Raw genomic sequence first — 23,112 nt, 5'->3', positions numbered from 1 at the left:
GGCCGGGCCGGTGCACCCCGGGTAGGCAGACCCCGGGCGACGAACCACCCCCTACCGGGCGACGGCCCCCGAGACCCGCGCACGAGCAGCCGCCGTGGCCGCCGCGATCCGCGCCGACGGAACGACGGCAGCCGCGCAGCTGTGCCCGACACGATCAGCCGAGAGCGGAGCTGACGCCATGAACCCCCTGACCAGCAGTGCTTTCCAACTTCCCGATCACCTCTCCGCCAAGACCGACCCGATGCTGATCGCCCGCGACGAGCAGCAGTTCGCGGCTGTCGCGGAGAACCTGGAGCTGACGATCGCCGAACTGTCGGGCCGCCTCGACGCCGAGCTCAAGGCGCCCGGCGGCACGGGCCAGCAGGCGATGGACCGGGACATCGAGGTCCACCGGCTGAGCGCTCGGCTGCGTGCTCTGCGCCGCTTCGGCCTGGACCTGTGTCTCGGGCGCATGGTCCGCGCGGACGGCTCCGAGCCCGTGTACGTCGGTCGGCTGGGCCTCACCGACAGCGAGGGCCGCCGGCTGCTGGTCGACTGGCGCTCCCCGGCGGCCGAGCCGTTCTTCGCGGCGACCCATGGCAACCCGATGGGGCTGGTGAGTCGCCGGAGGTACCGCTGGACCCGCGGCCGGATCAGCGACTACTGGGACGAGGTGTTCACCGCCGACGGTCTCGAAGGGCACGCCGCGCTCGACGACCAGTCCGCCTTCATCGCCAGTCTGGGCAGCGAACGGTCACCGCGGATGCGGGACGTACTCGCCACCATCCAGGCCGACCAGGACGCTGTCATCCGCGCGGGATCCCGCGGCGCCCTCGTCGTCGACGGCGGCCCGGGTACGGGGAAGACCGTCGTCGCCCTGCACCGCTCCGCCTACCTCCTCCACTCCGACCCGCACCTCGGTCACCGCCGGGGCGGCGTGCTGTTCGTCGGTCCGCACCGGCCCTACCTCGCCTACGTCTCCGACGTCCTCCCGAGCCTCGGCGAGGAGGGTGTGCAGACATGCGTCCTGCGGGACCTTGTCGCCGAGGGGGCCTCGGCGACGGTCGAGGCCGACCCGGAGGTGGCCCGTCTGAAGTCGTCCGCGGACATGGTGAAGGCGATCGAGACCGCCGTCAGGTTCTACGAGGAGCCGCCCGCCGGGGCAACGACAGTCACGGTCGACTGGTCCGACCTCCGGCTGAGCGCCGACGACTGGGCCGAGGCCTTCGAAGCACCGGAACCAGGAACTCCGCACAATGAGGCGCGCGAGCAGATCTGGGAGAAGCTGGTCGCCATCCTGACCGACAAGTACACCGACAAGTGCACCGACGAGTACACCGACGAGTACGAGGGCGACGTCCCGCCCGAGCAGTTCCGCAGGGCGCTGCGGCAGGACGAGGAGCTGAACGCGGCCCTCGGCCGTGCGTGGCCTCTGATCGAAGCGGCCGACCTCGTCGCCGACCTGTGGTCGGTACCGGCGTACCTGCGGTTGTGCGCTCCCTGGCTCGGTCCTGACGAGGTCCGCAAGCTCCAGCGCGCGGACGCCCGGGCCTGGACGGTCTCCGACCTGCCGCTCCTGGACGCGGCACGGCAGCGGCTCGGCGACCCGGAGGCGGCCCGTCGCAAGCGTCGGCACGAGGCCTCCGCCGCCGCCGAACGCGAGTACCGGGCCCAGGTCACCGAGAACCTGCTCAGGACCGACGACTACTGGCAAGGCATGATCATGACGATGCTGCGCGGGCAGGACATGCAGAACACTCTGGTCGACGAGGACGCGATACCCGATGCCGAACCCGACCTGCTCGCCGGCCCGTTCGCACACATCGTCGTGGACGAGGCGCAGGAACTCACCGACGCGGAATGGCAGATGCTGCTCCTCCGGTGCCCGTCCCGCAGCTTCACCATCGTCGGGGACCGTGCCCAGGCCAGGCACGGATTCACCGAATCGTGGCAGGAACGGCTGGAGCGGATCGGGCTCGACCGGATCAATCTGGCCTCCCTGAGCATCAACTACCGGACGCCGCAGGAAATCATGGCGGAAGCCGAGCCGGTCGTCCGGGCCGTGCTCCCGGACGCCAACGTGCCGACTTCCATCCGCAGCAACGGTCTCCCCGTCGTCCACGGATCCACTGCGGACCTGCACCCGATCCTCGACGCCTGGCTCGCCGCCCATACCGAAGGGACCGCCTGCGTCATCGGCGATCCCGCGTTCCGGGCGACGTCCCGTGTCCGGTCGCTGACCCCGGAGCTGGCGAAGGGGCTCGAATTCGACCTGGTCGTCCTCGTCGACCCGGAGAAGTTCGGCACAGGCGTTCAAGGAGCAGTCGACCGCTACGTCGCCATGACCCGGGCAACCCGGCAACTCGTCATCCTCACCAGCCCTTGACCCCTGGCCGATGCACGGCGGCGAGGCGGCCCCCACGCCGGCCCGGCCACCGGACTTTGTCCACGGGCACGGAGACAGGCTGCCGAACAACCGGACATCCGCGTCGCCTTCCACCGACGGCTCCACCAGGCGCAACCGAAGTTGATTAGCAGCACGGAGACGGGCTGCTAATCAAACAGCCAGGCGCTGGAATCTCTGGAGCAAGGGCGGACCACCGCGGTCACAGCGCACCGGTCCGCCGAAGCACTCAGTTCGAGACACCGACACTCCGAGACTCTGAGACTCCGAGCACGATGGAAGGCAACAAGCTCATGAACTTCCGCACACCCCTCACTCTCGCCACCGCCGCGGTGGCCCTCGGCACCGGCCTCGCCGTTGCCGCCCCCGCCGCAGAGGCCGGCCAGTCCGCCCCGCGGACGTCGGCAGCCTCGACGCAGGCTGCTCCGGGCGACTGCCCGCGCCAGTACCTGTGCGCCTACCCGCAGAACAACTACGGCGGAGGGGCCGGGCCGGTCAAGGACAACAACACCGACCTGAGGAAGTACCCGAAGTTCCGCCACGTGCAGTCCCTCTTCAACAACGGTACGCGCTGCGGCGTTTACCTGTTCTCCCAGCCGAACTACGGCGGTGTGAAGCACAGCCTCGCCCGGGGAGACGGCTACCCGAACCTCAACAACATTCCCGAGTACCGGACCACAGGTGTTCAGAGCAACAGGTGGTGCGGCTGACCGTCGATGGCGCGCACCGGGCGACCGGTGCGCGCTCGTCTCCCGGTCTCCCGGTCTCCCGGTCTCCCGGTTCTCCTGGAAGGCAAGAGATGTTTCCTGCACGCAGGACAGCGGCCGTCGTGGCCGCAGCAGTGGCCATCGGCACGGGAGTTGGCGCCTGCAATGCCGTCCGGACCGGGCATGAGGCGCCCCGCCCCGTGCACGAGGGCAGCGGGCCGACGCCGTTCCCGGAGATCGTCTTCTCACAGGCTGAGCAGACGTCGCTGCGCCGGGCGGAGGACCGGCTGGTCGAGCAGTGCATGCGGCAGAAAGGGGTGGACTATCGCACCCCGCAGGGCTGGAGCCCCTCGGCGCCTGAGAACCCCTATGGCCTTCTGTCACGTCCCCAGGCGGAATCGCGCGGCTACCCGCTGCCCACTGCCGGAGGTCCCTCGCCGGAGGCCGGCCAGCGGCTGACGGGCCGGCAGCGATCGGCGCTCCTCGGCACCGAGAAGTACCAGCGGAACATCCCCTTGCCCGAGGGGGGTGAACTGGCGGTACGAACCGACGGGTGCTTCTACTCGGCCCAGAAAGAGCTCTACGGCGAGGACTGGAAGCCTCTCCTGCACACCTTCGAAACACTCACCGGTGACGTCGTCAACAAGGTGAGAAACGACGAACGGTTCAAGAAGGCCGAACGCCAATGGGCGACGTGTATGCGCACAGCGCAGTTCCCGGTCACCGCCCTCGGATCGGTCATCCCTGACGCGATGGACGCACTGGAACGCGTGAGGAACGACAAGAAGGCGACCGCCAGGCTCAACGACGAACTGCGCAGTCAAGCCGTTCACGATGCCGACTGCCAGCAGCAAGTCCGGCTGCCGTCGCTCGCAGAGCAGGCCCAGCACGACGCCAAGAAGAACGTGCTGGGAGACAAATGGCACGCAGAACTCGGCCAGTTGCACGCTCTCCGGGAACGGGCCCTCGCTACCGCCCGGCACCTCACGCCGACGGCAGAGAGCCACCCCGGCGTGAGCCGGCCCGAGGGCAGAGTTTCAGCGGCGGGCGGCCGGCACCATGGCGTTCGGTGAGTCGACCAGGACGGCGCTGGCGCCCAGCTTCGTGGCGGTGGCCAGGTCCGCGGGGGTGTTGACCGCGAACATCACGATCGGCAGGCGGTCGCGGCGGTCGGGTGCGGAGCGGAAGCAGCTGACGGACTCGCGGGTCCACAGTTGCGCGGTGACCGGGGAGTCGCCGGTACCGAGCGTGAACTTCTCCTGGAGCGTCATCTGCCGTTTGAGCTCGAAACCCGCCCAGGAGGAGCGGGAGTCGGGCGTGCTCTTGCAGGCGTGTTCCAGGGCGACTTCGGCCAGGCGCTGACGGGTGGCGTCCCTGGACTCGGCGACCTGCGCCCCCGGCACGGCGGACAGCAGCCGGGTCACCTCGGCGTCCGTGGAGTACAGCCTGACCCTCCCCCACGCCTTCCGCTCGTCCAGCACGCGCGTGACGGCGTCGACCACGTGCCGGGCCGGGGCCTGCTTCAGGTCGAGGTACACCTGCTTGCCCTCGGGGATGGCATCCAGTGCGGCCTGGAGTGTGGGAATGGGGACGGGGCGCGAGCGGTAGGGGTACGAACCGTCCGGGCCCTTGAAGTTGTACCCGGCGTTCAGCCCGGCCAGCTCGTCCAGGGTCTTGTCGGCGACCGCCCCTGAACCGTCGGTCAGCGCGGACAGGTCCGTGGGCCGGTACAGCACCGGCACCCCGTCCTTGGTGGCCTGCACGCTCAGCCACTCGCCGTCCGCCCCGGCCGCCAGGGACCGTTCAATGGCCTCCAGGGTGTTCTCCGGGGCATCGCCCGTTCCCGCGCGGTGCGCGATGATCGCCGGCTGGGACCGCTCCTGCGCCGTGCCGGCCCGGACCGGCCGGTCCGGGACCGAGGTACTGGCCGTCAGTGCGGGGACAGCGCAGACCAGGGCCACGGCTGCACCGCTGAGGAAGAATCTGCGGGACGTCATGATGAGCTCCTGCCGACGATTCGGGATGGGCGACGATTCGGGATGGGCGGGTCACGGCCGTGCTGCTCAGAGCGGAAGTCGGTACCGCTGCCAGTGGTCGGTGATCTCCAGGCCCATGAGGGTCAACGCCTCCGCGACGACCGGGTCACCGAGGTCCTGGACCTCCAGGGTGGTGACGCCCGTGTGCTCCTGGCGCAGCCGGGTGACGAGTGAGGCCAGGAGTCCGGCCAGTTGCCCGGCCGTCGCCTCCCCGCGGTGGACGATCGCGTCGGCCTGCGCCACGTCCTTCTCGATCACCGCGATGATCTGGGCGGACGGCCGCCCGTCCGGGGTGAGGAGGTCCAGTGCCGCATACGGGAGCGAGGCGACGTCCTGGAGCAGCTCGGCGACATCCTCGGGGGTGTACGGCTGCCCGGTGACGTCGGTGAAGAAGTCCGCGTATGCCGTGAGCAGTTCGGCGTCGGGGGACGACGGCACCGGCCGGGCGCGGACGTCGGAAAGCCCGGCCGGAGGGGTCCATCCGGCCAGCGGGGTCAGCGTCCAGCGGCGGCTGAGTTCCTGGGCGGGTGCGGCTCCGAGCTCCGCCGCGGACGGGGCGTCGAGGTGGCGTTCGGGGTCGTCCCACTCCAGCGCGGTGTGTCCGGCGGCCCTGGCGGCGTCGGCGGCGGTGCGCAGGAGGTGCGTCACGACGGCCTTCTCCTCCGGTGCCACCTCGCGGGTGTTGTTGCGGCCATGGACGATGCGTTCCCGCTCACGGGAGACGACCACCCACTGGACGTGCACCTCTGCCGCGCCCTCCTGCCGGACATACACCTGCGCCCATCCGAGCAGAGCGCCGTCAGGCCGTCTGGCGACCACGATCCACTCGGGGCGTTCCCCGTCGTCGTGTGTCAGGTCGGGCACGGGCACCGGCAGTCCGGCGAACAGCTCCTCGGTCAGGCGGACTTCCGTGTCGGGGTCGCGGCCGTCCTCCACGTGGATGCTCATCGGCAGGTTCATCGGCAGGGCCCGCCCTTCGGCAATGGCAAAGAAGTCGCAATGGGTATCCGGAAGCTATTCGTCCGCATGTGCCGCCGACAACCCGGCGGCGAGGTGATCCAGGACACATATCGGCTGGAGAGGATGCCGACAGCGCGGCGTCAGACGGAATCGACGGCGGCGCTGAGGAGATCGGCCGCCCGGTCGACCTCGGCCGGGGTGGTCCAGCGGCCGAGTGACAGGCGTACGGCCGCGAGGCTGCGGGCGCGGTCCAGGCCCATCGCGGTCAGGACGGGCGAGGGCGTGTGGTGACCGCTGTGGCAGGCCGATCCGGTGGAGGCCGCGATCCGCGGGGCGGCCGCGAGGACTTCGTGGCCCACCGTGCCGTCGATGCTGACGTTCAGGGTGTTGGGCAGCCGGTTCCGGGCAGGCCCGTTGAGGTGGACGCGGTCCGGCAGGGCCTCGGCGAGCCGCCTGTGGAGGCGGTCGCGCAGAGCGGCGAGGCGGCCGGGCGCGCCGTGGGCGAGGTCGTGGGCGGCGAGCCGGGCGGCCGTACCGAGGGCGACGGCGAGGGCCACGTTCTCGGTTCCGGCGCGCAGGCCGCGTTCCTGGCCGCCGCCGTGGACCAGTGGTTCGAGGGGGACTCCGGGACGTACGTACAGGGCGGCGACGCCCTTGGGCGCGTACATCTTGTGGCCGACGAGGGTCAGCAGGTCCACGTCCAGTTCGCGCACGTCGAGAGGGATCTTGCCGGCGGCCTGTGCGGCGTCGCAGTGGAAGAGCGCGCCGTGGGCGCGGGTCACGCGGGCGAGTTCGGTGACCGGCTGGAGGGCTCCGGTCTCGTTGTTGGCGGCCATGACCGAGACCAGCGCCGTGTGCTCGGTGAGGGCGGCGGCCAGTGCCGAAGGGGCGACGAGGCCGTCGCCGTCGACCGGCAGGTAGGTCACCTCCACGCCGTGCAGGCGCTCCAGTGCCCGGCAAGTTTCCAGGACGGCGGGGTGTTCCGTGACCTGCGTGATCACGTGCCGCCGGGTGGCCTGGGCGGCCAGGACGGCACCGCGCAGGGCGAGGTTGTCGGCTTCGGAGCCGGAGCCGGTGAACACGATCTCCCCGGCCCGCGCGCCGATGAGAGCGGCCACGTGCTCGCGGGCCTCCTCCAGTGCTCTCGTCGGCGCTTCGGCGTAGGCGTGGTCGCTTGAGGGGTTTCCGAACGATTCCGTCAGGTACGGCCACATCGCCTCGGCCACCCGGGGATCGACCGGGGTGGTGCCGTTGTAGTCGAGGTAGATGGGGCCGTCCTGCAGTCCGGGGTGTGCGTCCATGGCCTGATGATGCCTTCCCCGGGCACGGATTTACCCCGATCCTTCAGGGGGGTTGACGGTCGGTACCGGCGCGGCGTCGCCCTGGGGGAAGTCGACGGTGGCCCACTTGCCGCCGGTGACGAGGGCGGCGAAGCGGCACAGTCGTCCGTCGGCGTCGACCCAGTAGCGGGTGCGGCGCTCGGAGGGGGCCGCGTCCTGTGCGGACCCGGTGCTGTCGGGGGGACGGGGGCCGGAGAACACCGTGACGGGTGTGCCGTCGATGTTCTCCTCGCCCAGTCGGCTCGCGCCGCCCTGGCGCAGGAGTTGGGCGTTCTCGGGCCGGTCCGCGCTCAGGCCGAGTACCAGCAGCAGGACGGCGTCGACCGGGTCGGTGCGGGGATCGAGGGGACGCTGCTGCCAGCCGGAGGGCGGTGGTGGATCAGGCAGTTCGGCCCTTTCGGCGGGGCGGGTGGAGGCGGTGCCGAGGTCCCAGCGCACCAGTGTGTTCTCTTGCCGGTCGGGGACGTGGACCTGTGCGTATCCGGAGTGCGCGGACCAGTCGACACGGCCGTCGAGCTTGAGGGTGCGGCCGGCAGCGGGGATGGTGGCGCGGACGATGCTGCGGGTGCGCTGGTGGTTGAGGAAGCGGACGGTGGACAGCAGCTCGGCCTCGTCCACGGTCAGCGGGCGCGGGCCGGTCGCGGGGCGCTCGTCGCCCGCGCACGCGGTGAGGACGAGGGCCAGGCCGGCCGCTCCGGCGCCGAGAAGTGCGCGTCGCCGTATCACCGGGCACCCCGGGTGTGCTCGGCGAGCAGGTCGCGTCCGGGTACCGGGACGTTGTCCGCGTCGACGGTCCCCGGCAGATGCGTGGCGTCGCGTACGGGGGCGTCGGCTCCGCCGGGCAGCTGCGGCTGGGCCGGGGGCTCGGGCACCGTACGGAAGGGGATCCCGGCGGGTGCGGCGGGTGTGGTGGGCGGTGCGACGGACTCCATGACCGGACCGTCGGCGGCGACCGGGCAACGGTACTGCGTGGCGAGTTGCTCGGGGGCCGTGGTGGACAGGGTGTTGTCCTTGAGGCAGTTGCCCCGGCCCGGGGCCCGTCCGGAGGCGGCGTGGGCGACGTCGAGGGCATTGCCGCCGAAGGCGTTGGAGTCGATGGTGTTGCCGATCGGGGGCACGTCCTCGGAGGACATCAGGACCAGCCCGGCGCGCGGGTTGTTCTCGATCCGGTTGTTGCGCACGATGTTGTGCTGGCCGCCGGCTATGCCGATCCCGATGCCGAAGCCGCCGTCGGCCTGCTGGGGGGTCTGCGGTTCGGCGTTGTCCGCGATCAGGTTGCCCGCCACGACCGAGTTGTGCTGGGGGACGAATGCCTCCAGGTAGTCGGAGTCGACGGTCATTCCGACGCGGTTGTGGGTGAAGCGGTTGCGCAGCACCCACATGTTCTCGCTGGCGTTGGTGCCTTCGTAGCCGACGGCGTTGTACTCGGCGACGTTGTCGGTGACCACGACGTTGCACGGCTTGCACTGTCCCACGTACAGGCCCGAATCGGCGCCGCCGGAGGTGTGGTTGTGGTCCAGGAGGCCGTTCTGGGCGTTGAAGGCGTAGATGCCGTACAGGCCGTTGCGTGCGGAGGTCACGTAGCTCACGCGGAAGCCGTCGAGCGGCGGGAACTCCTTGGGGTCCAGGCGCTCGTAGCCGTTGCTGCCGCGGGCCAGGCCCTGGCCGTCCTGGGAGGCCATGCCGGTGACCAGGACGCCGTTGAGCAGGTGGTCGCGGACGGTGAGGTTCTCCACCGCCACGCCCGAGCCGGTCACCACGATGCCGTTGTGCCGTTTTCCCTGGCCGTCGATGACGACGCGGTTGCGGTCGGTGCCGCGCAGCACGATGCGGTCGGTGGGGACGCGGACGGTCTCGTGGTAGGTGCCGGGAGAGATCAGCACCATGTCGCCGGGCCGGGCGCGTTCGACGGCCGCGCCGATCGTGCGGGCGTCCTGCGGCACCCGGATGGTCCGCGGGTGGTCGGCGGCGTTCTCCGCCTCGCCCGCCGGGGCGCAGCCCGCTGCGGCGAGGAGTGCGGTGAGCAGGCAGATGAGGAGTGGATTGCGGCTTCGGTTCACGGTTCCCCTTCGTCGGTCCCTGGGTCGGCATCTCTGGATGCTTGTGACAAATGCGATCAAAAAATGTCAAAATGGCGTAATGAATCAATTAACTGGCATACCGCGCAGGGGCCTGCTCATGGGAGGCGCACTGGCAGCGGCGGCCACCCTGACGGCTTGCCGCTCCCAAGACCTCTCCTCCGTACCGGCATCGCCCACGGCACCGCAGGACTCCGCTGCGCCCGTCGGGGCAACCGGCCCCGTCCAGGCGGGAGTCGACCGTCCCGGAACTCCCCAGGAACATCTCGGACTTGCGGTGTTCGACCTCGGCAGCGAGCGGGAACCGAGCGCGGTGGCACGCCTGCTGGCCGAACTCGGGCGCACCATAGGCGAGGTGACCGGTGGTCGGCACCAGCAGATGGCCGGGCTCGCCCCGGGCGATGTGACCGTGACCGTCGGCGTCGGCCCCGCCCTCGTCGCCGGCGTCCCGGGCGTACGGTCCGACCTGCCCGGTGCCGCGCAACTGCCGCGTTTCGCCCGCGAGCAGATCCCTGACGCCGCGCGCGACGGCGACGTGCTGCTGCAGGTCTGCGGTTCCGACCCGCTCGTGGTCAGCTGCGCGGAAGCGGCCTGCAGTGCCGTTCTGGCCGGTGCGGGAGCACAAGTGCGGTGGTCCCAGCGGGGTTTCCGTCCCCCGGCCGGGCCGCACGCCGGGCGCAATCTGCTCGGCTTCCCCGACGGGATCATCGTGCCCAAGGGGCCCGAGCAGATGCGGCGCGAGGTGTGGCTGGACGGCCCGGAGCCGGTGACCGGCGGCACGGTCGCCGTGGTGCGACGGCTGCGCATCGACACCGACCGCTTCCTCGCCCAGCCCGTCCGCCGCCAGGAGGAGGCCATCGGCCGCAGACGTGCGGACGGGGCACCGCTGAGCGGCGGTGACGCCGAGGCCGAGGTCGATCTCGGCGCCAAGACGCCCGACGGCCGGTACCTGGTGCCGCCCATGGCGCACGCACGCCGGGCCAACCCGCTCACCTCCGGCAGCGGACTGATGCTGCGCCGCAGCTACAGCTACCGCAACGGGCCGGAGGACGCCGGTCTGGTCTTCATCAGCTTCCAACGCGAACTCCGTACGTTCGTCGCCACCCAGCAACGGCTCGACGAGGGGGACGACCTGATGGCCTTCACCACGGCCACGGCCTCCGGAACCTTCCTGGTCCTGCCGGGATTCGACGCACAACGTCCGCTGGGATCCGCCTTGTTCGGCACCTGAGCCCGGGAGCGGTGCGCCCCCTCAGGGGGCGCACCGCCGTGGTCCGGGGCCGGTTCAGCGGGTGTAGTACATTCCCGCGTCCAGGTTGTGTTTCACCGAACCCCAGTCACCGACCGAGAAGACGGCGGTCTCGGCCGTGGTGTCGGAGTTCTTGTCGTACGTCGCCTTGGAGTCGATCTCCGAGTTGCCGCTGGCATCGTCCACATAGGGCTCGGTCCAACGCAGCTTGGAAATATCGCGGTTGTTCCCGCGGATGGGCACGGTGCTCAGGTCCGCGGTGCTCTTGTCGAACCGCACCTTGTACTTGCCGTGCGCGGTCAGCGCGGGCACGTCGAGCGAGCTGAAGTAGTACTCGCCCTTGGCGTCGGTCTTCTTCGTGGCCAGGGTCTTGCCGTCCTCGGACAGCAGGGTGACGGTGACGCCGGGGATTCCGGAGGTCTCGTCGGCGTTCTGGGTGCCGGGCTCCGGGTCGTACCACACGCGGTTGCCGATCTGGACCGGCGGCTGGTCGCACAGGTACTCCAGGTCACCCAGGCCGTTCGCCTTGGCGAAGCCGCCGCTGTTCGGGTCCTGGACGGGGTTGGACAGGTACTGGATGCCGTAGCCGTCCGCGTCCGCGGCACCGCTGACACGGTCGTGCCAGTTCACACCACCGGAGTTGGCCTGGTGCGCGGGGTCCATGTAGGTGCTGGCGATCTTGCCCTCGCGCTGGGAGAGGGCGAGCGCACCCTGGGCCCGGTAGTCGTGGCTGCCCCAGTTGTCGCCGGTGTAGAACTTGTCGCCGCTCTGGGCCTTGTGGGCCGGGCAGCCGTCGGTGCCCTCCCACACGAACGTACCGGTCGCCGTGCGGCACACCTTGTTGATGTCCCCGGCCGTCACCGTGGTGTCGACGGTGGGATGCGCCGGGTTGGGGTTGACCATCTGGTAGCCGCCCAGGTCGCCCTGGCGGTCCCGGAAGCCCAGGGCGAGGTCGCCGTTGGCCTCGATGGCGATGTCGCTGAGCATCGGCTGCGGGCGCGCGGGGGTGCCGTTCACGGACGCCGGGTACTGGTTCGGGTCGTCGGGAGTCCAGGGCGTCCACGTCGCCGATTGGCCATTGGCCATCTGCCCGCGCTTCCGGTCCAGTTTCTGGTTCAGCACCGGCTTGTCGGAGAACGCGCGCGCCCTGGGGTCGTACGTCCACACCACGGCTCGCAGATCGTCGGCCTTCTGGGTGGACTGGGCCGAGCACACCCCGCCCACGTACACGATCCCGTCGCGCACGCCCAGGCCCATCGGGCGCCAGTCGTCCGGGTTGGTGCAGCCGGGGTCGGGAATGGCGATGCTGTTCTTCGGCGCGTCCGCGGTGCTCTTGGTGGCGTCGAAGGTGTAGAGCTTGCGGTCCTTCATGTCGACCACGTACAGCTCGTCGCCCTTCTCGGAGATGTCGATGTCTCCGAGCCCCTCCTTGCCGACGGCCTTGATGAAGTCCCCGTCGTAGCGGGCGTTGTCGGCCGGGTTGTGCTTGGTGCTGCCCGCGTCCAGCTTGGTGAACTCGGTCGTCGCACCGCCGTCGCGCGGGGTCACATAGATGGCTCCCGACCCGCCCGGACCGTAGGTGGTGCCGCGCTTGGCGTACGCGCCCTGGAAGATGCGCCGCTGCTTCTTGTCGTAGGCCAGCCCGTAGGTGGTGCCCGTGTCCCCCTTGGCCGCCAGGGTCTTGGGCTGGGGCGCACCGGCGTTGCTGTTGCCGCGCCAGTCGTTGTTGAACGTCACCAGGCTGCGCGAGCCGTCCACCTTGACCTGCGCCTGCTGGCAGGTGGTCGTCAGATCCGCGTTGACCTGGCAGTAGTCCGCGGGATTCCACACCCCGAACCGCACCGTCTGCGACTCCTTGGCCACGTTGACGACAGCGATGCTGGAGGAGAGGTCCTTGCCCGCGAAGGCCGGCTGGAGGTAGTCCGGCAGGGTGTCGGGGAGCAGTTGCAGCCGGAACTGACCCGTGGTGCCCGCGGTGGGCACCTCGACGGTCCCGTCCGCCTTCGTGGTCACCGTGAAGGAGTTCTCGTCGATGTCGGTGACCCGCACCCTGACCCCGGCGACACCCAGCTCGCGGGCCGGGGTGTACAGGCCGTCGGCGTCCACGTCACGGATGACGCTGACGGTCAGCTTGCCCGGCCCGGCGGCGAAGGCGTTCGCCGGTGCGACCGAGGCGAGCAGGGTCAGCGTGGCGCCGAGCCCGGCCCGCAAAGCGTTCCTCGCGGTTCTCTTCATCGTGAGAACCCTCTTTCGCCTGCGGGCAGAAAGGCGTGCGGAGTCGGAGCACATAACATGCCCGAATTCCTTTCTCTGGTGATGGGTTGCCGTCTTCGCGATACGCGTCAGTGGCGCCGGATACGGAAAATGAAACTGCGCGCAGACATGGCGCTGTTGGCGGCAGCACACAGTGTCCGGGACGGGACGGCTCCCATGATCAACTTCTCCGGCGGCGCATCAGAATGTCAGGTACACCGCATCCCTGCAACTCATCCGGGCTTATCCAGCCAGTACCGATTGGCCGAATCCATCGCACAGAGCGGGCCGAGGAACAGGCATCTGCGTGTCGGCGAACTCGAAGCCGATTCCCAACTCATCGGCCCGGCAACGGATATGACAGGCGGCAGACAGCTGCACCGCTATCGCACGGCCGGCCGCCCGAAGCCGAGGCAGTGGCCGACACGGTGCACACGGCTTTGACCGCCGCCCGAAGGTCAGGCCCGCGCGGGACGACCTGGGGATCCCGCCTCCGCACGCCCGGCGCACCGGACTTCCGGCGGCCGCGTCCCGCACCGGCCACCGGAGCAGACGCCAAGACGGCCCCAGCCCCGACCCGGAACTCGGGGAATCCGCGAAGCTCCGCCGGAGAGGCCCTCGCTAGCCCGCGAGCCGTTCCGCGGCCCGCTCGCCCCGCCGCCCGACGGGCTCCACCCCATGGGCCGCACCGAGCCCGGTCGGCGGCATGCCGTGGTAGATCGCCTCGTACGAGCCCGCCGGCACGATGTACGTCTCGTGCCAGATGCCGACACTCCCCGCGCCGCTCCGCGCACGGCGGTTGAACGCCGCCCAGGCGGGCCGGTGCTGCCGGTCCGGGGCCGAGGCGTAGGCGAGCAGCTTCGCGCGCGACTCCCAGTACTGGACGACCGTGTAGGTGCGCGGTCCGGCCGTGTACACCCGGCATCCGAGCATCCCGGCGCCCTCCTCGCGCGCGAGTTCCTTGAGCATGCGCGGCATGGCCGTGAAGGCGGGCAGCCAGTGGCGCACCGACCGCCACCGGTTGATCCGCATGCCGATGAGGAAGACCACCACATCCCCCTCGGCCGCCGCCGTGACCCGCTCCGCTATCGGTGCCTTACCCATGTCGCGCTCCCCGTTCCGGCTGCTCCCACTCATTGGATAGCGCCACTATCCATGCTTGGATAGTGCCAGTATCCGAAGGAGGGTGCAAGAGGATGCGACTGGCCGAACTGAGCGAGCGCAGCGGGGTGTCCACCCCGACGATCAAGTACTACCTGCGGGAAGGGCTGCTCCAGCCCGGCCACCGGGTCACCGCCACCCAGGCCGCGTACGGCGAGGAACACCTGCGCCGACTACGGCTGGTACGGGCACTGATCCAGATCGGCAAAGTGCCGGTGGCCGTCGCGCGCGAGGTGATCTCCGCCGCGGAGGACACCTCACTGGACCACCATGTGCGGCTCGGCGCGGCCACCCGGGCGCTGCCGCACGACCCGGGACCCGCCGAGGACGACGAGGCGACCAGAACGGCGCGCCGCTCGGTGCACGCGCTGCTGGAGCAACTGGGCTGGCACGGCATGCGCGACGAGCCCTGCCCCGCCCTCGGCACCCTGGTCACCTCCGTCGCCGCACTCGTCCGCCTCGGCTACCCCTGCGACACCGCACACCTGCTGCCGTACGGCCGCCTCGCCGCCCAACTCGCCGTCACCGACCTGGACACGGTGCAGGAACAGCCCACGGCCGCCGGACAGATCGAGGCGGCCGTCGCGCTGACCGTGCTGTACGAACCGGTACTGCTCAGCCTGCGCAGACTGGCCCACATCCAGGAATCGGCCCGTCGGTTCGCGGGGCGCTAGCCCTCTGCGCAACGTGGTCGGCCGGGAGGAGAGGGCCGCGTCCGGCCCGGCACGGGGCTCCCGGAGGGGGCTGCCGTCGGGCGACGGACCGTGTCAGGCTGGCCCACATGCCCATGACACCCGACGGGCGGCCGGTACCGCCCCCGCACGCCGACGAACGGACCATGCTGGAAGGCTGGCTGGACTTCCACCGCGCCACCCTGGCCCTCAAGTGCTCCGGTCTCGACGACGCTCAGGCCCGTACGGCTGCCGCGGAGCCGTCACGGATCACCCTGCTGGGCCTCGTCCGGCACATGGAGGGTGTCGAACACCACTGGTTCCAGGGCGTGTTCGCCGGTCACGAGGAACCACTGCGTTACGGGCCCGAAGCGGACTTCGGCTTCGCCCTCGACCCGGACCAGGGGCTGGACGAGGCGCTCGCCGCCTGGCGGGCGGAGGTCGAGCGCAGCCGGGAGGCCATCGCCGGCCGCTCCCTGGACGACTCCGGACACCTGGCGGAACAGAACGCCGCGTTTCTGGGCAGCGAGGAGGTCTCGCTGCGCTGGATCCTCATCCACCTGACCGAGGAGTACGCGCGCCACAACGGCCACGCAGACCTGCTCCGCGAACGCATCGACGGCACGACGGGGCTCTGACGGGGGCCAGCCGTGACCAGCCGACATCCCCTGCGGGAGGGAACTCGACGTCCCGCGCGAGAGCGTGGCGGCACCACCCCCGGGCGGAGTTGCCGGCCGTGCCCCGGGCATCCCCGGAAGGGGCGGCTTTCGTTCGTGCGTACCTGTCCGATCACGCCATACACACTCTCCGGTCAGTTCAGCAGCCACGCTCAACCCATCGCGTTCGTCGTGCCGTTCACCTTGCCGGTCTCGACGCCCAAGGGCGGGAAGGGGACCTGGCGGGCGACATAGATGCACGCTCGCACCACTGTGCCCGGCCAGACGGACTCGGCCGCGGCAGGCAGGCCCTTGAGCCCGTCGCAGACGAACATGAGGATGTTCTCGACGCCGCGGTCGCGGAGTTCGGTGAAGACCTCAAGCCAGTGCTCGGTGCCCCCGCCGCCGTGGCCGGCCCAGATCCCGAGGATGTCACGGGTGCCTTCGACGGTCACGGCCAGGGCGACGTGAATGGGGCGGTTGGCGGCCCGGCCGTCGCGGGTCCGTACGTTGATGGCGTCCACGAAGACGACCGGGTAGACGCGGTCGAGCGGCCGTGACTGCCATTCGGCCATGCCCGCCATCACCTTGTCCGTGACGGTGGAGATGGTCTGCTGGGGCACCTCGGCGCCGTAGACCTCGGCCAGTTGGGCGGAGATCTCCCCGCGGGTCAGTCCCTTCGCCGACAACCGGAGCACCATCTCGTGCACCCCGGTGAGGCGGCGCCGCCGCTTCCTGACGATCCGCGGCTCGAACGTGCCGGCCGTGTCCCGGGGCACCTTGACGCCGACGGGGCCGACGTCGGTCAGCAGGGTCTTGGCCCGGGTGCCGTTCCGGCTGTTGCCGCTGTGCCGGCCCGCCGACTCGTACTTCTCGTAGCCGAGGTGGTCGGTGATCTCGCCCTCCAGGGCGGACTCCAGTACGCGCCGCGTGAGCTGCTGGAGCGGGCCGGCTTCCCCGGTCAGCTGCGGCCCGTCCGTGGTGGGGAAGGCGTGTACCGGCGGTACTTGACAGCCCCGATGACCGGTGAACAGCCCGACCTGACGGTTCGTCCCGGCCACCAGCATGGAATCCTGCCGGCCATAGGACGGGCGGCAGCAGCTGTGATGGCGCAACACCTCGGAGACTCCCGCGCGGTGGACATGGATGCGCGACACGGCCTGTTCGGACAAGCCGTCGCCGACGTCAGCGCGGGAATCCGGCGAGCCGCCGGAGATTCCTGCGAATGGAATGCTCAACACGCCTGCTTTCTCCCCGTAAAAGGAACGGACCGCTCATGACAGTGAACGCGGCCCGCTGGTCGTGGACTGGCCGTGAGCTGGTCGTGGCCCGGTCGTTCTCCGGGCGATTCCTGGCCGGGAACTGGCGCAGCACACCCCCGTACTGCTGCACTGGTCCCCGGCCCGAGGGACGCACTACCAGCACTTCCAGATGGTGGGTGAGCGAGAGCGGCCGTCCAAGGCGTTTCCCGTTTCCTCCGCCGGGAGTGGGCCGGGAAACCGCCGACGACCTGCGACAACGTGCGTGCCCCGTAACCCACCGCCTGTGCGGCGGCCTGAAGTCGCAGTTGAGCCCGGCCGACCCTGCTGGAAGGATCCTGACAGGCCGTCCACCACCCTCGTCAACGTCATCGGCATCGCCCGGCGAGACCGCTGTTCGCGTGTGACGTGCAGTCGGCCCCGGCCTGGCGATGCGGGGAAAGGCAGCCGTATCCGTGGGCAACGTACTGAACAATCACCGTGATTCCGCAGGGCTGTTCCCGCTCGTGCGGTCTGCTCCCGGCGTGCGTTTGCGCTCCCTGCGGCAAGAGCGCGGCATCTCCTTGGCCAAGCTCGCCGGACTGACCTTCTACACCAAGGGATACCTGAGCAAGGTCGAGAACGGAGAAAAGCCCCTGACCTTGGCAGTGGCACGAGCCTGCGACGACGCGCTGAAGACGGAAGGACTGCTGGAGCGTGTGGTCCTGGAAGACAACGACAGCCAGGACCAGAACAACGGCGAGCCGCTGGAGGAGTGTCCGTACCGGGGCCTGTCCGCGTACGGGCCCGACGACGCTCGCTGGTTCTTCGGCCGTGAGCGCGACACCGCCGCCCTCGTCTCCCTCCTCGGAGAACACCTGGAGTCGGAGTCCCCCGGCCTGCTGATGCTCGTCGCTCCGTCAGGGGCAGGCAAGTCCTCACTGCTCCGTGCCGGTCTCCTGCCGGCCCTGGCGCAGGGCGTACTGCCGAGGCCCGAGTGCGCGAACTGGCCCGTGGTACTGCTCACTCCGGGCGAGCACCCGGTCGAGGAACTCCTCTCCCGCGTTTCCGAGGCATCCGGGGCTTCGCGGCCCCTGCTCGCCCAGGCGCTGCAACAGTCACCGGAGTCTTTCGCCAGTGCCGTACGGGAATATGCGGTCGCAGGCCGGTCTCCTGCGGATCCCGCCCCGGCCGGGAAGCCGGGTTCGGGAGCTCCGCGTGCGGTGCTCGTGGTGGATCAGTTCGAGGAATCCTTCACGCTCTGCGAGAGCGAGGACGAGCGAAGCTCGTTCATTCAGGCACTGCACGCCCTTGCCACGGCTCACGAGCCCGCGCACAATCCTGGTCCGCCGGCCGGACTGGTCGTGCTGGGCATCCGGGCCGACTTCTACGGGCAGTGCCTGGCACATCCAGGACTGCTGGCAGCCGCGCGGTACGGCCACGTCCCCCTGGGGCCCATGACCACGGCGCAACTGCGCGACGCGATCACAAAACCGGCCGAAGAAGCCGGCCTTGAAGTGGAACCAGGACTCGTGGAGATCCTGCTCCGCGACGCCGGCGCGGTCACGGACGGCCCCCACGACGCAACCGCGCGCCCCGGCGTACTGCCGCTCGTCTCCCATGCCCTGCTCGCGACCTGGCAACAGCGCGAGGGAAAGACCCTGGCCGTCGCCGGATACCGGACAACCGGCGGAATATCAGGGGCCGTTGCGGCCACCGCTGAGCACGTGTACACCGCGCTGCCTCCAGCACGGCAACCAGTGGCCCGGCGACTGCTGCTCCACCTGGTGCGCATCGGCGACACCGGCGAGACGAGTCATCGCATGGAGCGGCAACGGCTGCTGGCACGTGAAGCGGACCCGCAGGCAACAGCGGAGGTACTGGAGGCGTTCGCAGGAGCCCGGCTGCTCACCGTCGGAGCAGCCGGGCATGCCGGGCATGTGGAACTGGCCCATGAGGCTCTTCTGGAGGCCTGGCCACGGCTGCGGGCGTGGATCGACGAGGACCGGGCCGGTCTGCGCACCCGCCAGTTGGTCCTCGAAGCCGCGGAGACGTGGGAGCGGGACGGGAGGGACAAGGAACTGCTGTACCGGGGCACCCGCCTGGCCGCCGCCCGTGAATGGGCCGACGCCCCTGTCCACCGTGCGGGCCTGGGCCCTGCCGTGCAGGCCTTCCTCGACGCCGGGGCCGAGCACGAAGCCGCCGATCAGCGCGGAAAACGCCGACGCGCGCGGCGGCTGCGGGTACTGCTCAGCTGCCTGACGGCCCTGTCCTGTATCGCCCTCGGTGCCTTCGGCATCGCCCGGCTCGACCCCGCGGACGGGCAGCGCGGCAACCGGCCCACGGACTTCGTGCGGGTGGCGGCGGGCGCGTCCGACGCCCAGCCGTCCTCGGCCACCTCGTACACGGTGACCCGCTACGGCTACCAGGGCACTTTCAGCGAGGGCTCGCACGTCATGGACGCACCGTGGAAAGAGAGCTTCGCCGTCGCCGCCAAGCGCACGATCTGGCACGCGTGGCCCGGCAGCGGAGGCTGGCAGCCGATGCCGCACAACGGATGGGCCGACGACATCACAGGCGTGTACCAGGAGAAGAACGGGTCCAGGCGCATGGTCGAGGTGTGGGTGGCACACAGCAACTCGTACTGGTGCAGCGAAAGTCCCGGCGACGGTGCGTGGGGCAGATGGCGCAACTGCACATGACGTACCGGCGGCTCGTGCGCGCATCGCGGCTCCCTCGTCCACTTACTGCCTCACACAGCGCTCGGCCTCGTCCTCCCTCCGGGTATCACCCCGCCGTGCGCGGAATGCGTCGGTCCCAGGTCCGGTGGAAGACGGTCTTGTCGCCCTCCCGGCACGTCACTTCGTTCGAGGTGATGAAGTCCTCGGCGTCGGCCCGGATCTCCGAGCGCGTCTCGATCGTGACGTCCCAGTCGAGGTCGGGCCTGTGCAGGCGGATCCTCCAGTCGGATCGGGTCCGGGCGGACAGCGGGTCGCGTTCCTGGATGGTGTAGGTCTCCAGCGCGTCCTCGGTGAACTCCAGTCCGTCGGGGTAGACGCGGGTGCCGCCGTAGCGCGGATCGACCTCCAGGGTCCAGGTGCCGGCGGCGACGTCGCGTACGACCCGGCGTTCCGGGCGCAGTTGCTCCTGGTCGGGGAAGACGACGCCGAGCGGGGCGGCTTGTTCGGGCTCGGCGAAGGTGATCGCGGCGGTGACCGCGTCCGTGGTCGCTTCGGTGGCCGCGTCACCGGTCGTGGTGCGGACCGGGAATTCCAATGCGCTGCCGTCCGGATGCAGGGAGAATCCCGCGGAGCCCGGCTGGGGCCAGATCCACGGCCAGTAGGCGGAGGAGACGGCGAGGCGGACGCGGTGGCCGGGAGGGAAGGCGTGGCCGATGGCGTTGAGTTCGAACTCCACGTCCTCCACTGCCCGTTCGGGCCATGGTGCGATGCGGTCGCGGCCGTGCCGGGCGGTGAGGTTGAGCGCGCCGCGGGTGACGAGGGTGGACGAGCCGTCCGGTGCGACGTCGCAGAGGCGGGCGACGACCTGGCCGCGGGGGGCGTGGGAGCGCAGCCGCAGCCGTACGCGCGGGCGGCCGAGGATCTCGACGGTCGCGTCCTGCGGAACGGGGAAGTCGAAACAGACGGACCTGGCGTCCTCCTCGCGCTGGTCCGGCGGCAGGTCCGCGTCGTTGCCGAAGGGGAAGAAGCGGCCTGCGTCCACGCCGGTGTGCATCGGTGAGTCCACCTCGACGGGGTCTCCGGGCAGGGCGTAGGAGACGGGTGTGACGTGCGGCGACGGCCAGGCGGGGTCGGACACCCAGCGGCCGGGCAGTTCCGGGTAGGTGGTGGCCGGCGGGTGCGAGGCGCTGATCCAGGAACGCAGCTTCGGCTCGGTCATGATGCCGGTGTCCTCGCCCTTGAGGTGCTGGTCCCACCAGCGCAGGGTTTCCTGGAGGAAGCCGATGGCGGGGCCGGGCGGCAGTCCGCGGTCGGGGTACTGGTGCGACCAGGGGCCGATCAGTCCGGCCGCCGGGCTGGGCAGGTGCTCGACGAGGCGCAGCACGGTGTCCCGGTAGGGGTCGTGCCAGCCGCCGACGGCGAGGACGGCGGCCCGTACGGCGGAGTAGTCCTCGCAGACGCTGCCGTGGCGCCAGTGGTCGTCGCGGGTCTGGTGGGCGAGCCAGGTGTGGATCGGCGGATCGATCGTTTCCAGCCGCTCCTGCCACAAGGGGCGCCATTCCTCGCCGAGGTGGGCGGGGTCCGGCGGGCGGCAGGTGAAGGCGAGCATGGTCGCGGCCCAGGCGTGCATGTCGACGCCGAGGACCGATCCGCCCATGTAGTGCACGTCGTTGTCGTAACGGTCGTCGGTGGAGCAGACCGTGACGACCGCCTTCAGCGGTTCCGGGGCGAGGGCGGCGATCTGCAGGGCGTTGAAGCCGCCCCACGAGATGCCGAACATACCCACTGCACCTGTGCACCAGGGTTGTGCGGCAAGCCAGTTGACGACTTCGACGCCGTCGGCGAGTTCGGTGGCGTCGTACTCGTCGCCCGGCCGGCCCTCGCTGTTGCCGTGGCCGCGGATGTCGACGCGGACGGAGGCGTATCCGTGGCCGGCGTACCAGGGGTGGCGCTGGGCGTCGCGGGGCGCGGTCCAGTCGGTGAGGCGGTAGGGGAGGTACTCCAGCAGCGCGGGTACGGGCCGGTCGGTGACGGGGCGCCAGACGCGCGCGTACAGGCGGGTGCCGTCCGCGAGCGGGATGCGGACGTCCTCGCAGGTGGTCGCGTACGGGAAGGAGGTGCGGATCTTCACGGGCGGCCCTTCAGTGGACGGGGTGCATGGTGCGCTTGAGCCAGGGCCCGGCGAGCAGTACGGCCAGGCCGGCGACGACGGCGGCGGTGCCGTTGAGGCCGAAGTACGCGGGATCGGGGATCTTGCCGTAGAGCTTGACGGTCTGGGCCTGGATGCCGTTGGCCAGGGCCATCGAGAGGAACCACACGGCCATGGTCTGGCTGCCGAAGGACGCCGGGGCGAGCCTGGTGCTGGCGGACAGGCCGGTGGTCTGGAGCAGCACGTCGCCGAGCCCGAGCAGCAGGTACGACAGGACGACCCACCAGGCGGCCATCTTCCAGTCGCTGCCGCTGCGCCCGAGGGTCGGTGCCACCATCGCCAGGAAGGACAGTCCGCCCAGGAGCACACCGAGCGCGATCTTCTTGGATGCGTGCGGCTGGCGCCGTCCGAGCCGTACCCACAGGGCGGCGACGGCCGGGGCCAGTGCCACCTCGAACGCGCCGAGCGCGGAGGCGAACCAGGAGGAGGGGAAGCCGAATCCCAGGATCGACGTCTCCGTGTTGTTCGTCGCGAGCAGCATCATCGTCGAATACGCCTGGAACAGGATCATGTTGAAGACGACGGAGGCGGCGAACAGTACGAGGTACGGGCGCAGCCGGCCGCGTTCCTCCGCGGTGACCCGCGGGCTCTTGAACATCACCGTGAAGTAGACGGCCGGCGCGACGGCCGCGATCAGGGTGAGCGCGTTGACGACGAGTCCGAGGGTCAGTCGGCCCGTGCTGCCGAGCAGCACGGCGGCGGCCGCGAGCGTGAGCAGTCCGCCGCCGATCAGCCTTCCGGCCCGGCGCCGCGCCTGCCGGGGCAGAACGCCGGCGCCCGCCCCTTCCCGGCCGGGCAGGTTGCGGCGACCTGCGACGTACTGGGCCAGGCCCAGGGTCATGCCGACGGCGGCGGCCGAGAAGCCCCAGTGCCAGCCCTTGCCCTGGCCGAGCCAGCCCGCGATCAGCGGGCCGAGGAAGGCGCCGACGTTGATGGCCATGTAGTAGAGGGCGAAACCGGCGTCGCGGCGGCGGTCCTCGGGGCGGTAGAGCTGCCCGACCATCGTGGAGACATTGGGCTTCAGCAGCCCCGTGCCGGCACTGATCAGTCCGAGTCCGGCCCAGGTCGCGGCGCTCGCCGGCACGGCCATCGCGTAGTGCCCGCAGGCGATGAGGACGCCGCCCCACAGCACCGCCCGGTACGTGCCGAGGATCCGGTCCGCGAGCCAGCCGCCGGCGACGGAGACCAGATAGACGAGGGTCCCGTATCCCGCGGTGACGGAGGCCGCCTCGCCGGGCGCCATTCCGAGGCCCCCCGCGGCCACGGTGTCGGCGAAGTACAGCACCAGGATCGCCTGCATGCCCAGGAAGGAGAACCGCTCCCATATTTCGAGACCGGACAGAATGCCGAGTCCTTTGGGCTGGCCGAGGAAGGAGCGTCTTCCGGCCGGCGGATCGTCCTTGCGGACGGCTTCGGCGACGGGCTGGGCCATGACCATGCTCCTCATTCGGCACGAAAAATTGCCCGTAAAGATACCACCGGCGCGTTTT

General features: G+C 70.4%; 16 protein-coding genes and 1 pseudogene. 7 read left to right on the top strand and 10 right to left on the bottom strand.

Going from position 1 to position 23,112, the window contains the following annotated elements; translation table 11 throughout:
- Window positions 1-178 precede the first annotated feature (178 nt).
- The 3 genes from helR (at window position 179) to ACFP1Z_RS12715 (ending at window position 4,163) form a co-directional block, all read left to right on the top strand.
- Entirely contained in the window at window positions 179-2,365 is a 2,187-nt protein-coding gene (helR, locus tag ACFP1Z_RS12725; RefSeq protein WP_390316239.1) for an RNA polymerase recycling motor ATPase HelR, read from the top strand.
- 293 nt (window positions 2,366-2,658) lie between these two features.
- Entirely contained in the window at window positions 2,659-3,093 is a 435-nt protein-coding gene (locus ACFP1Z_RS12720) for a peptidase inhibitor family I36 protein (RefSeq protein ID WP_390316238.1), read from the top strand.
- 119 nt (window positions 3,094-3,212) lie between these two features.
- Window positions 3,213-4,163 (top strand): hypothetical protein, encoded by a 951-nt coding sequence (locus ACFP1Z_RS12715; protein WP_390316237.1) that lies wholly within the window; start codon window positions 3,213-3,215, stop codon window positions 4,161-4,163.
- Here ACFP1Z_RS12715 and ACFP1Z_RS12710 read toward each other — a convergent pair.
- The 5 genes from ACFP1Z_RS12710 to ACFP1Z_RS12690 all read right to left on the bottom strand — a co-directional run bounded on the left by ACFP1Z_RS12710 (window position 4,128) and on the right by ACFP1Z_RS12690 (window position 9,486).
- Window positions 4,128-5,087 (bottom strand): glycerophosphodiester phosphodiesterase family protein, encoded by a 960-nt coding sequence (locus tag ACFP1Z_RS12710; RefSeq protein ID WP_390316236.1) that lies wholly within the window; start codon window positions 5,085-5,087, stop codon window positions 4,128-4,130. The genes ACFP1Z_RS12715 and ACFP1Z_RS12710 overlap by 36 nt on opposite strands.
- Before the next feature lie 66 nt (window positions 5,088-5,153).
- On the bottom strand, window positions 5,154-6,074 hold the full coding sequence (locus ACFP1Z_RS12705; RefSeq protein WP_390316235.1) for a hypothetical protein: 921 nt from the start codon (window positions 6,072-6,074) through the stop codon (window positions 5,154-5,156).
- A 152-nt stretch (window positions 6,075-6,226) separates the two neighbouring features.
- On the bottom strand, window positions 6,227-7,387 hold the full coding sequence (locus tag ACFP1Z_RS12700) for a cysteine desulfurase family protein (RefSeq protein WP_390316234.1): 1,161 nt from the start codon (window positions 7,385-7,387) through the stop codon (window positions 6,227-6,229).
- Window positions 7,388-7,417: 30 nt separating this feature from the next.
- Complete coding sequence (locus ACFP1Z_RS12695) at window positions 7,418-8,152, bottom strand: hypothetical protein (RefSeq protein ID WP_390316233.1); 735 nt, start codon at window positions 8,150-8,152, stop codon at window positions 7,418-7,420.
- Entirely contained in the window at window positions 8,149-9,486 is a 1,338-nt protein-coding gene (locus ACFP1Z_RS12690) for a right-handed parallel beta-helix repeat-containing protein (protein WP_390316232.1), read from the bottom strand. Before ACFP1Z_RS12690 ends, ACFP1Z_RS12695 begins: the two co-directional genes overlap by 4 nt.
- 37 nt (window positions 9,487-9,523) lie before the next feature.
- Between ACFP1Z_RS12690 and ACFP1Z_RS12685 the strand changes: the two genes are divergently transcribed.
- Entirely contained in the window at window positions 9,524-10,735 is a 1,212-nt protein-coding gene (locus ACFP1Z_RS12685; protein WP_390316230.1) for a Dyp-type peroxidase, read from the top strand.
- 54 nt (window positions 10,736-10,789) lie between these two features.
- Here ACFP1Z_RS12685 and ACFP1Z_RS12680 read toward each other — a convergent pair whose 3' ends face one another.
- Both ACFP1Z_RS12680 and ACFP1Z_RS12675 read right to left on the bottom strand, forming a co-directional pair.
- Entirely contained in the window at window positions 10,790-12,988 is a 2,199-nt protein-coding gene (locus ACFP1Z_RS12680; protein ID WP_390316229.1) for an SdrD B-like domain-containing protein, read from the bottom strand.
- Window positions 12,989-13,627: 639 nt separating this feature from the next.
- Entirely contained in the window at window positions 13,628-14,110 is a 483-nt protein-coding gene (locus ACFP1Z_RS12675) for a DUF4188 domain-containing protein (protein ID WP_390316228.1), read from the bottom strand.
- Between the two features lie 92 nt (window positions 14,111-14,202).
- Between ACFP1Z_RS12675 and ACFP1Z_RS12670 the strand changes: the two genes are divergently transcribed.
- Both ACFP1Z_RS12670 and ACFP1Z_RS12665 read left to right on the top strand, forming a co-directional pair.
- On the top strand, window positions 14,203-14,841 hold the full coding sequence (locus ACFP1Z_RS12670; protein WP_390316227.1) for a MerR family transcriptional regulator: 639 nt from the start codon (window positions 14,203-14,205) through the stop codon (window positions 14,839-14,841).
- Between the two features lie 107 nt (window positions 14,842-14,948).
- Window positions 14,949-15,476, top strand: a complete 528-nt coding sequence (locus ACFP1Z_RS12665) for a DinB family protein (protein WP_390316226.1) — start codon at window positions 14,949-14,951, stop codon at window positions 15,474-15,476.
- Window positions 15,477-15,733: 257 nt separating this feature from the next.
- On the opposite strand, the pseudogene ACFP1Z_RS12660 reads toward ACFP1Z_RS12665, so the two are convergent.
- Window positions 15,734-16,471, bottom strand: a pseudogene (locus ACFP1Z_RS12660) (IS256 family transposase); the annotation flags it as partial.
- A gap of 806 nt (window positions 16,472-17,277) precedes the next feature.
- Between ACFP1Z_RS12660 and ACFP1Z_RS12655 the strand changes: the two are divergent.
- The gene (locus tag ACFP1Z_RS12655) at window positions 17,278-19,434 is read left to right on the top strand and encodes an XRE family transcriptional regulator (protein WP_390316225.1); all 2,157 of its coding nucleotides are present in this window, start codon (window positions 17,278-17,280) and stop codon (window positions 19,432-19,434) included.
- An 85-nt stretch (window positions 19,435-19,519) separates the two neighbouring features.
- On the opposite strand, the gene ACFP1Z_RS12650 is transcribed toward ACFP1Z_RS12655, so the two are convergent.
- Both ACFP1Z_RS12650 and ACFP1Z_RS12645 read right to left on the bottom strand, forming a co-directional pair.
- On the bottom strand, window positions 19,520-21,544 hold the full coding sequence (locus ACFP1Z_RS12650; RefSeq protein ID WP_390316224.1) for a CocE/NonD family hydrolase: 2,025 nt from the start codon (window positions 21,542-21,544) through the stop codon (window positions 19,520-19,522).
- A gap of 10 nt (window positions 21,545-21,554) precedes the next feature.
- The gene (locus ACFP1Z_RS12645) at window positions 21,555-23,054 is read right to left on the bottom strand and encodes a peptide MFS transporter (protein WP_390316223.1); all 1,500 of its coding nucleotides are present in this window, start codon (window positions 23,052-23,054) and stop codon (window positions 21,555-21,557) included.
- Between the last annotated feature and the right edge of the window lie 58 nt (window positions 23,055-23,112).

This window comes from Streptomyces gamaensis, assembly GCF_042656465.1.
Classification (GTDB): Bacteria; Actinomycetota; Actinomycetes; order Streptomycetales; family Streptomycetaceae; genus Streptomyces; species Streptomyces gamaensis.
The sequence above is the reverse complement of the archived record's forward strand: the minus strand, read 5'-3'. Positions and strand labels throughout refer to the sequence as shown.

What these genes read in the sequence shown, in the direction of transcription:
- ACFP1Z_RS12720 (WP_390316238.1), top strand. Translation starts at nt 2,659, where the DNA reads ATGGAAGGCAACAAGCTCATGAACTTCCGCACACCCCTCACTCTCGCC.
- ACFP1Z_RS12645 (WP_390316223.1), bottom strand. Translation starts at nt 23,054, where the DNA reads ATGGCCCAGCCCGTCGCCGAAGCCGTCCGCAAGGACGATCCGCCGGCC.
- ACFP1Z_RS12685 (WP_390316230.1), top strand. Translation starts at nt 9,524, where the DNA reads ATGCTTGTGACAAATGCGATCAAAAAATGTCAAAATGGCGTAATGAAT.
- ACFP1Z_RS12675 (WP_390316228.1), bottom strand. Translation starts at nt 14,110, where the DNA reads ATGGGTAAGGCACCGATAGCGGAGCGGGTCACGGCGGCGGCCGAGGGG.
- helR (WP_390316239.1), top strand. Translation starts at nt 179, where the DNA reads ATGAACCCCCTGACCAGCAGTGCTTTCCAACTTCCCGATCACCTCTCC.
- ACFP1Z_RS12710 (WP_390316236.1), bottom strand. Translation starts at nt 5,087, where the DNA reads ATGACGTCCCGCAGATTCTTCCTCAGCGGTGCAGCCGTGGCCCTGGTC.
- ACFP1Z_RS12665 (WP_390316226.1), top strand. Translation starts at nt 14,949, where the DNA reads ATGCCCATGACACCCGACGGGCGGCCGGTACCGCCCCCGCACGCCGAC.
- ACFP1Z_RS12705 (WP_390316235.1), bottom strand. Translation starts at nt 6,074, where the DNA reads ATGAGCATCCACGTGGAGGACGGCCGCGACCCCGACACGGAAGTCCGC.
- ACFP1Z_RS12670 (WP_390316227.1), top strand. Translation starts at nt 14,203, where the DNA reads ATGCGACTGGCCGAACTGAGCGAGCGCAGCGGGGTGTCCACCCCGACG.
- ACFP1Z_RS12680 (WP_390316229.1), bottom strand. Translation starts at nt 12,988, where the DNA reads ATGAAGAGAACCGCGAGGAACGCTTTGCGGGCCGGGCTCGGCGCCACG.
- ACFP1Z_RS12700 (WP_390316234.1), bottom strand. Translation starts at nt 7,387, where the DNA reads ATGGACGCACACCCCGGACTGCAGGACGGCCCCATCTACCTCGACTAC.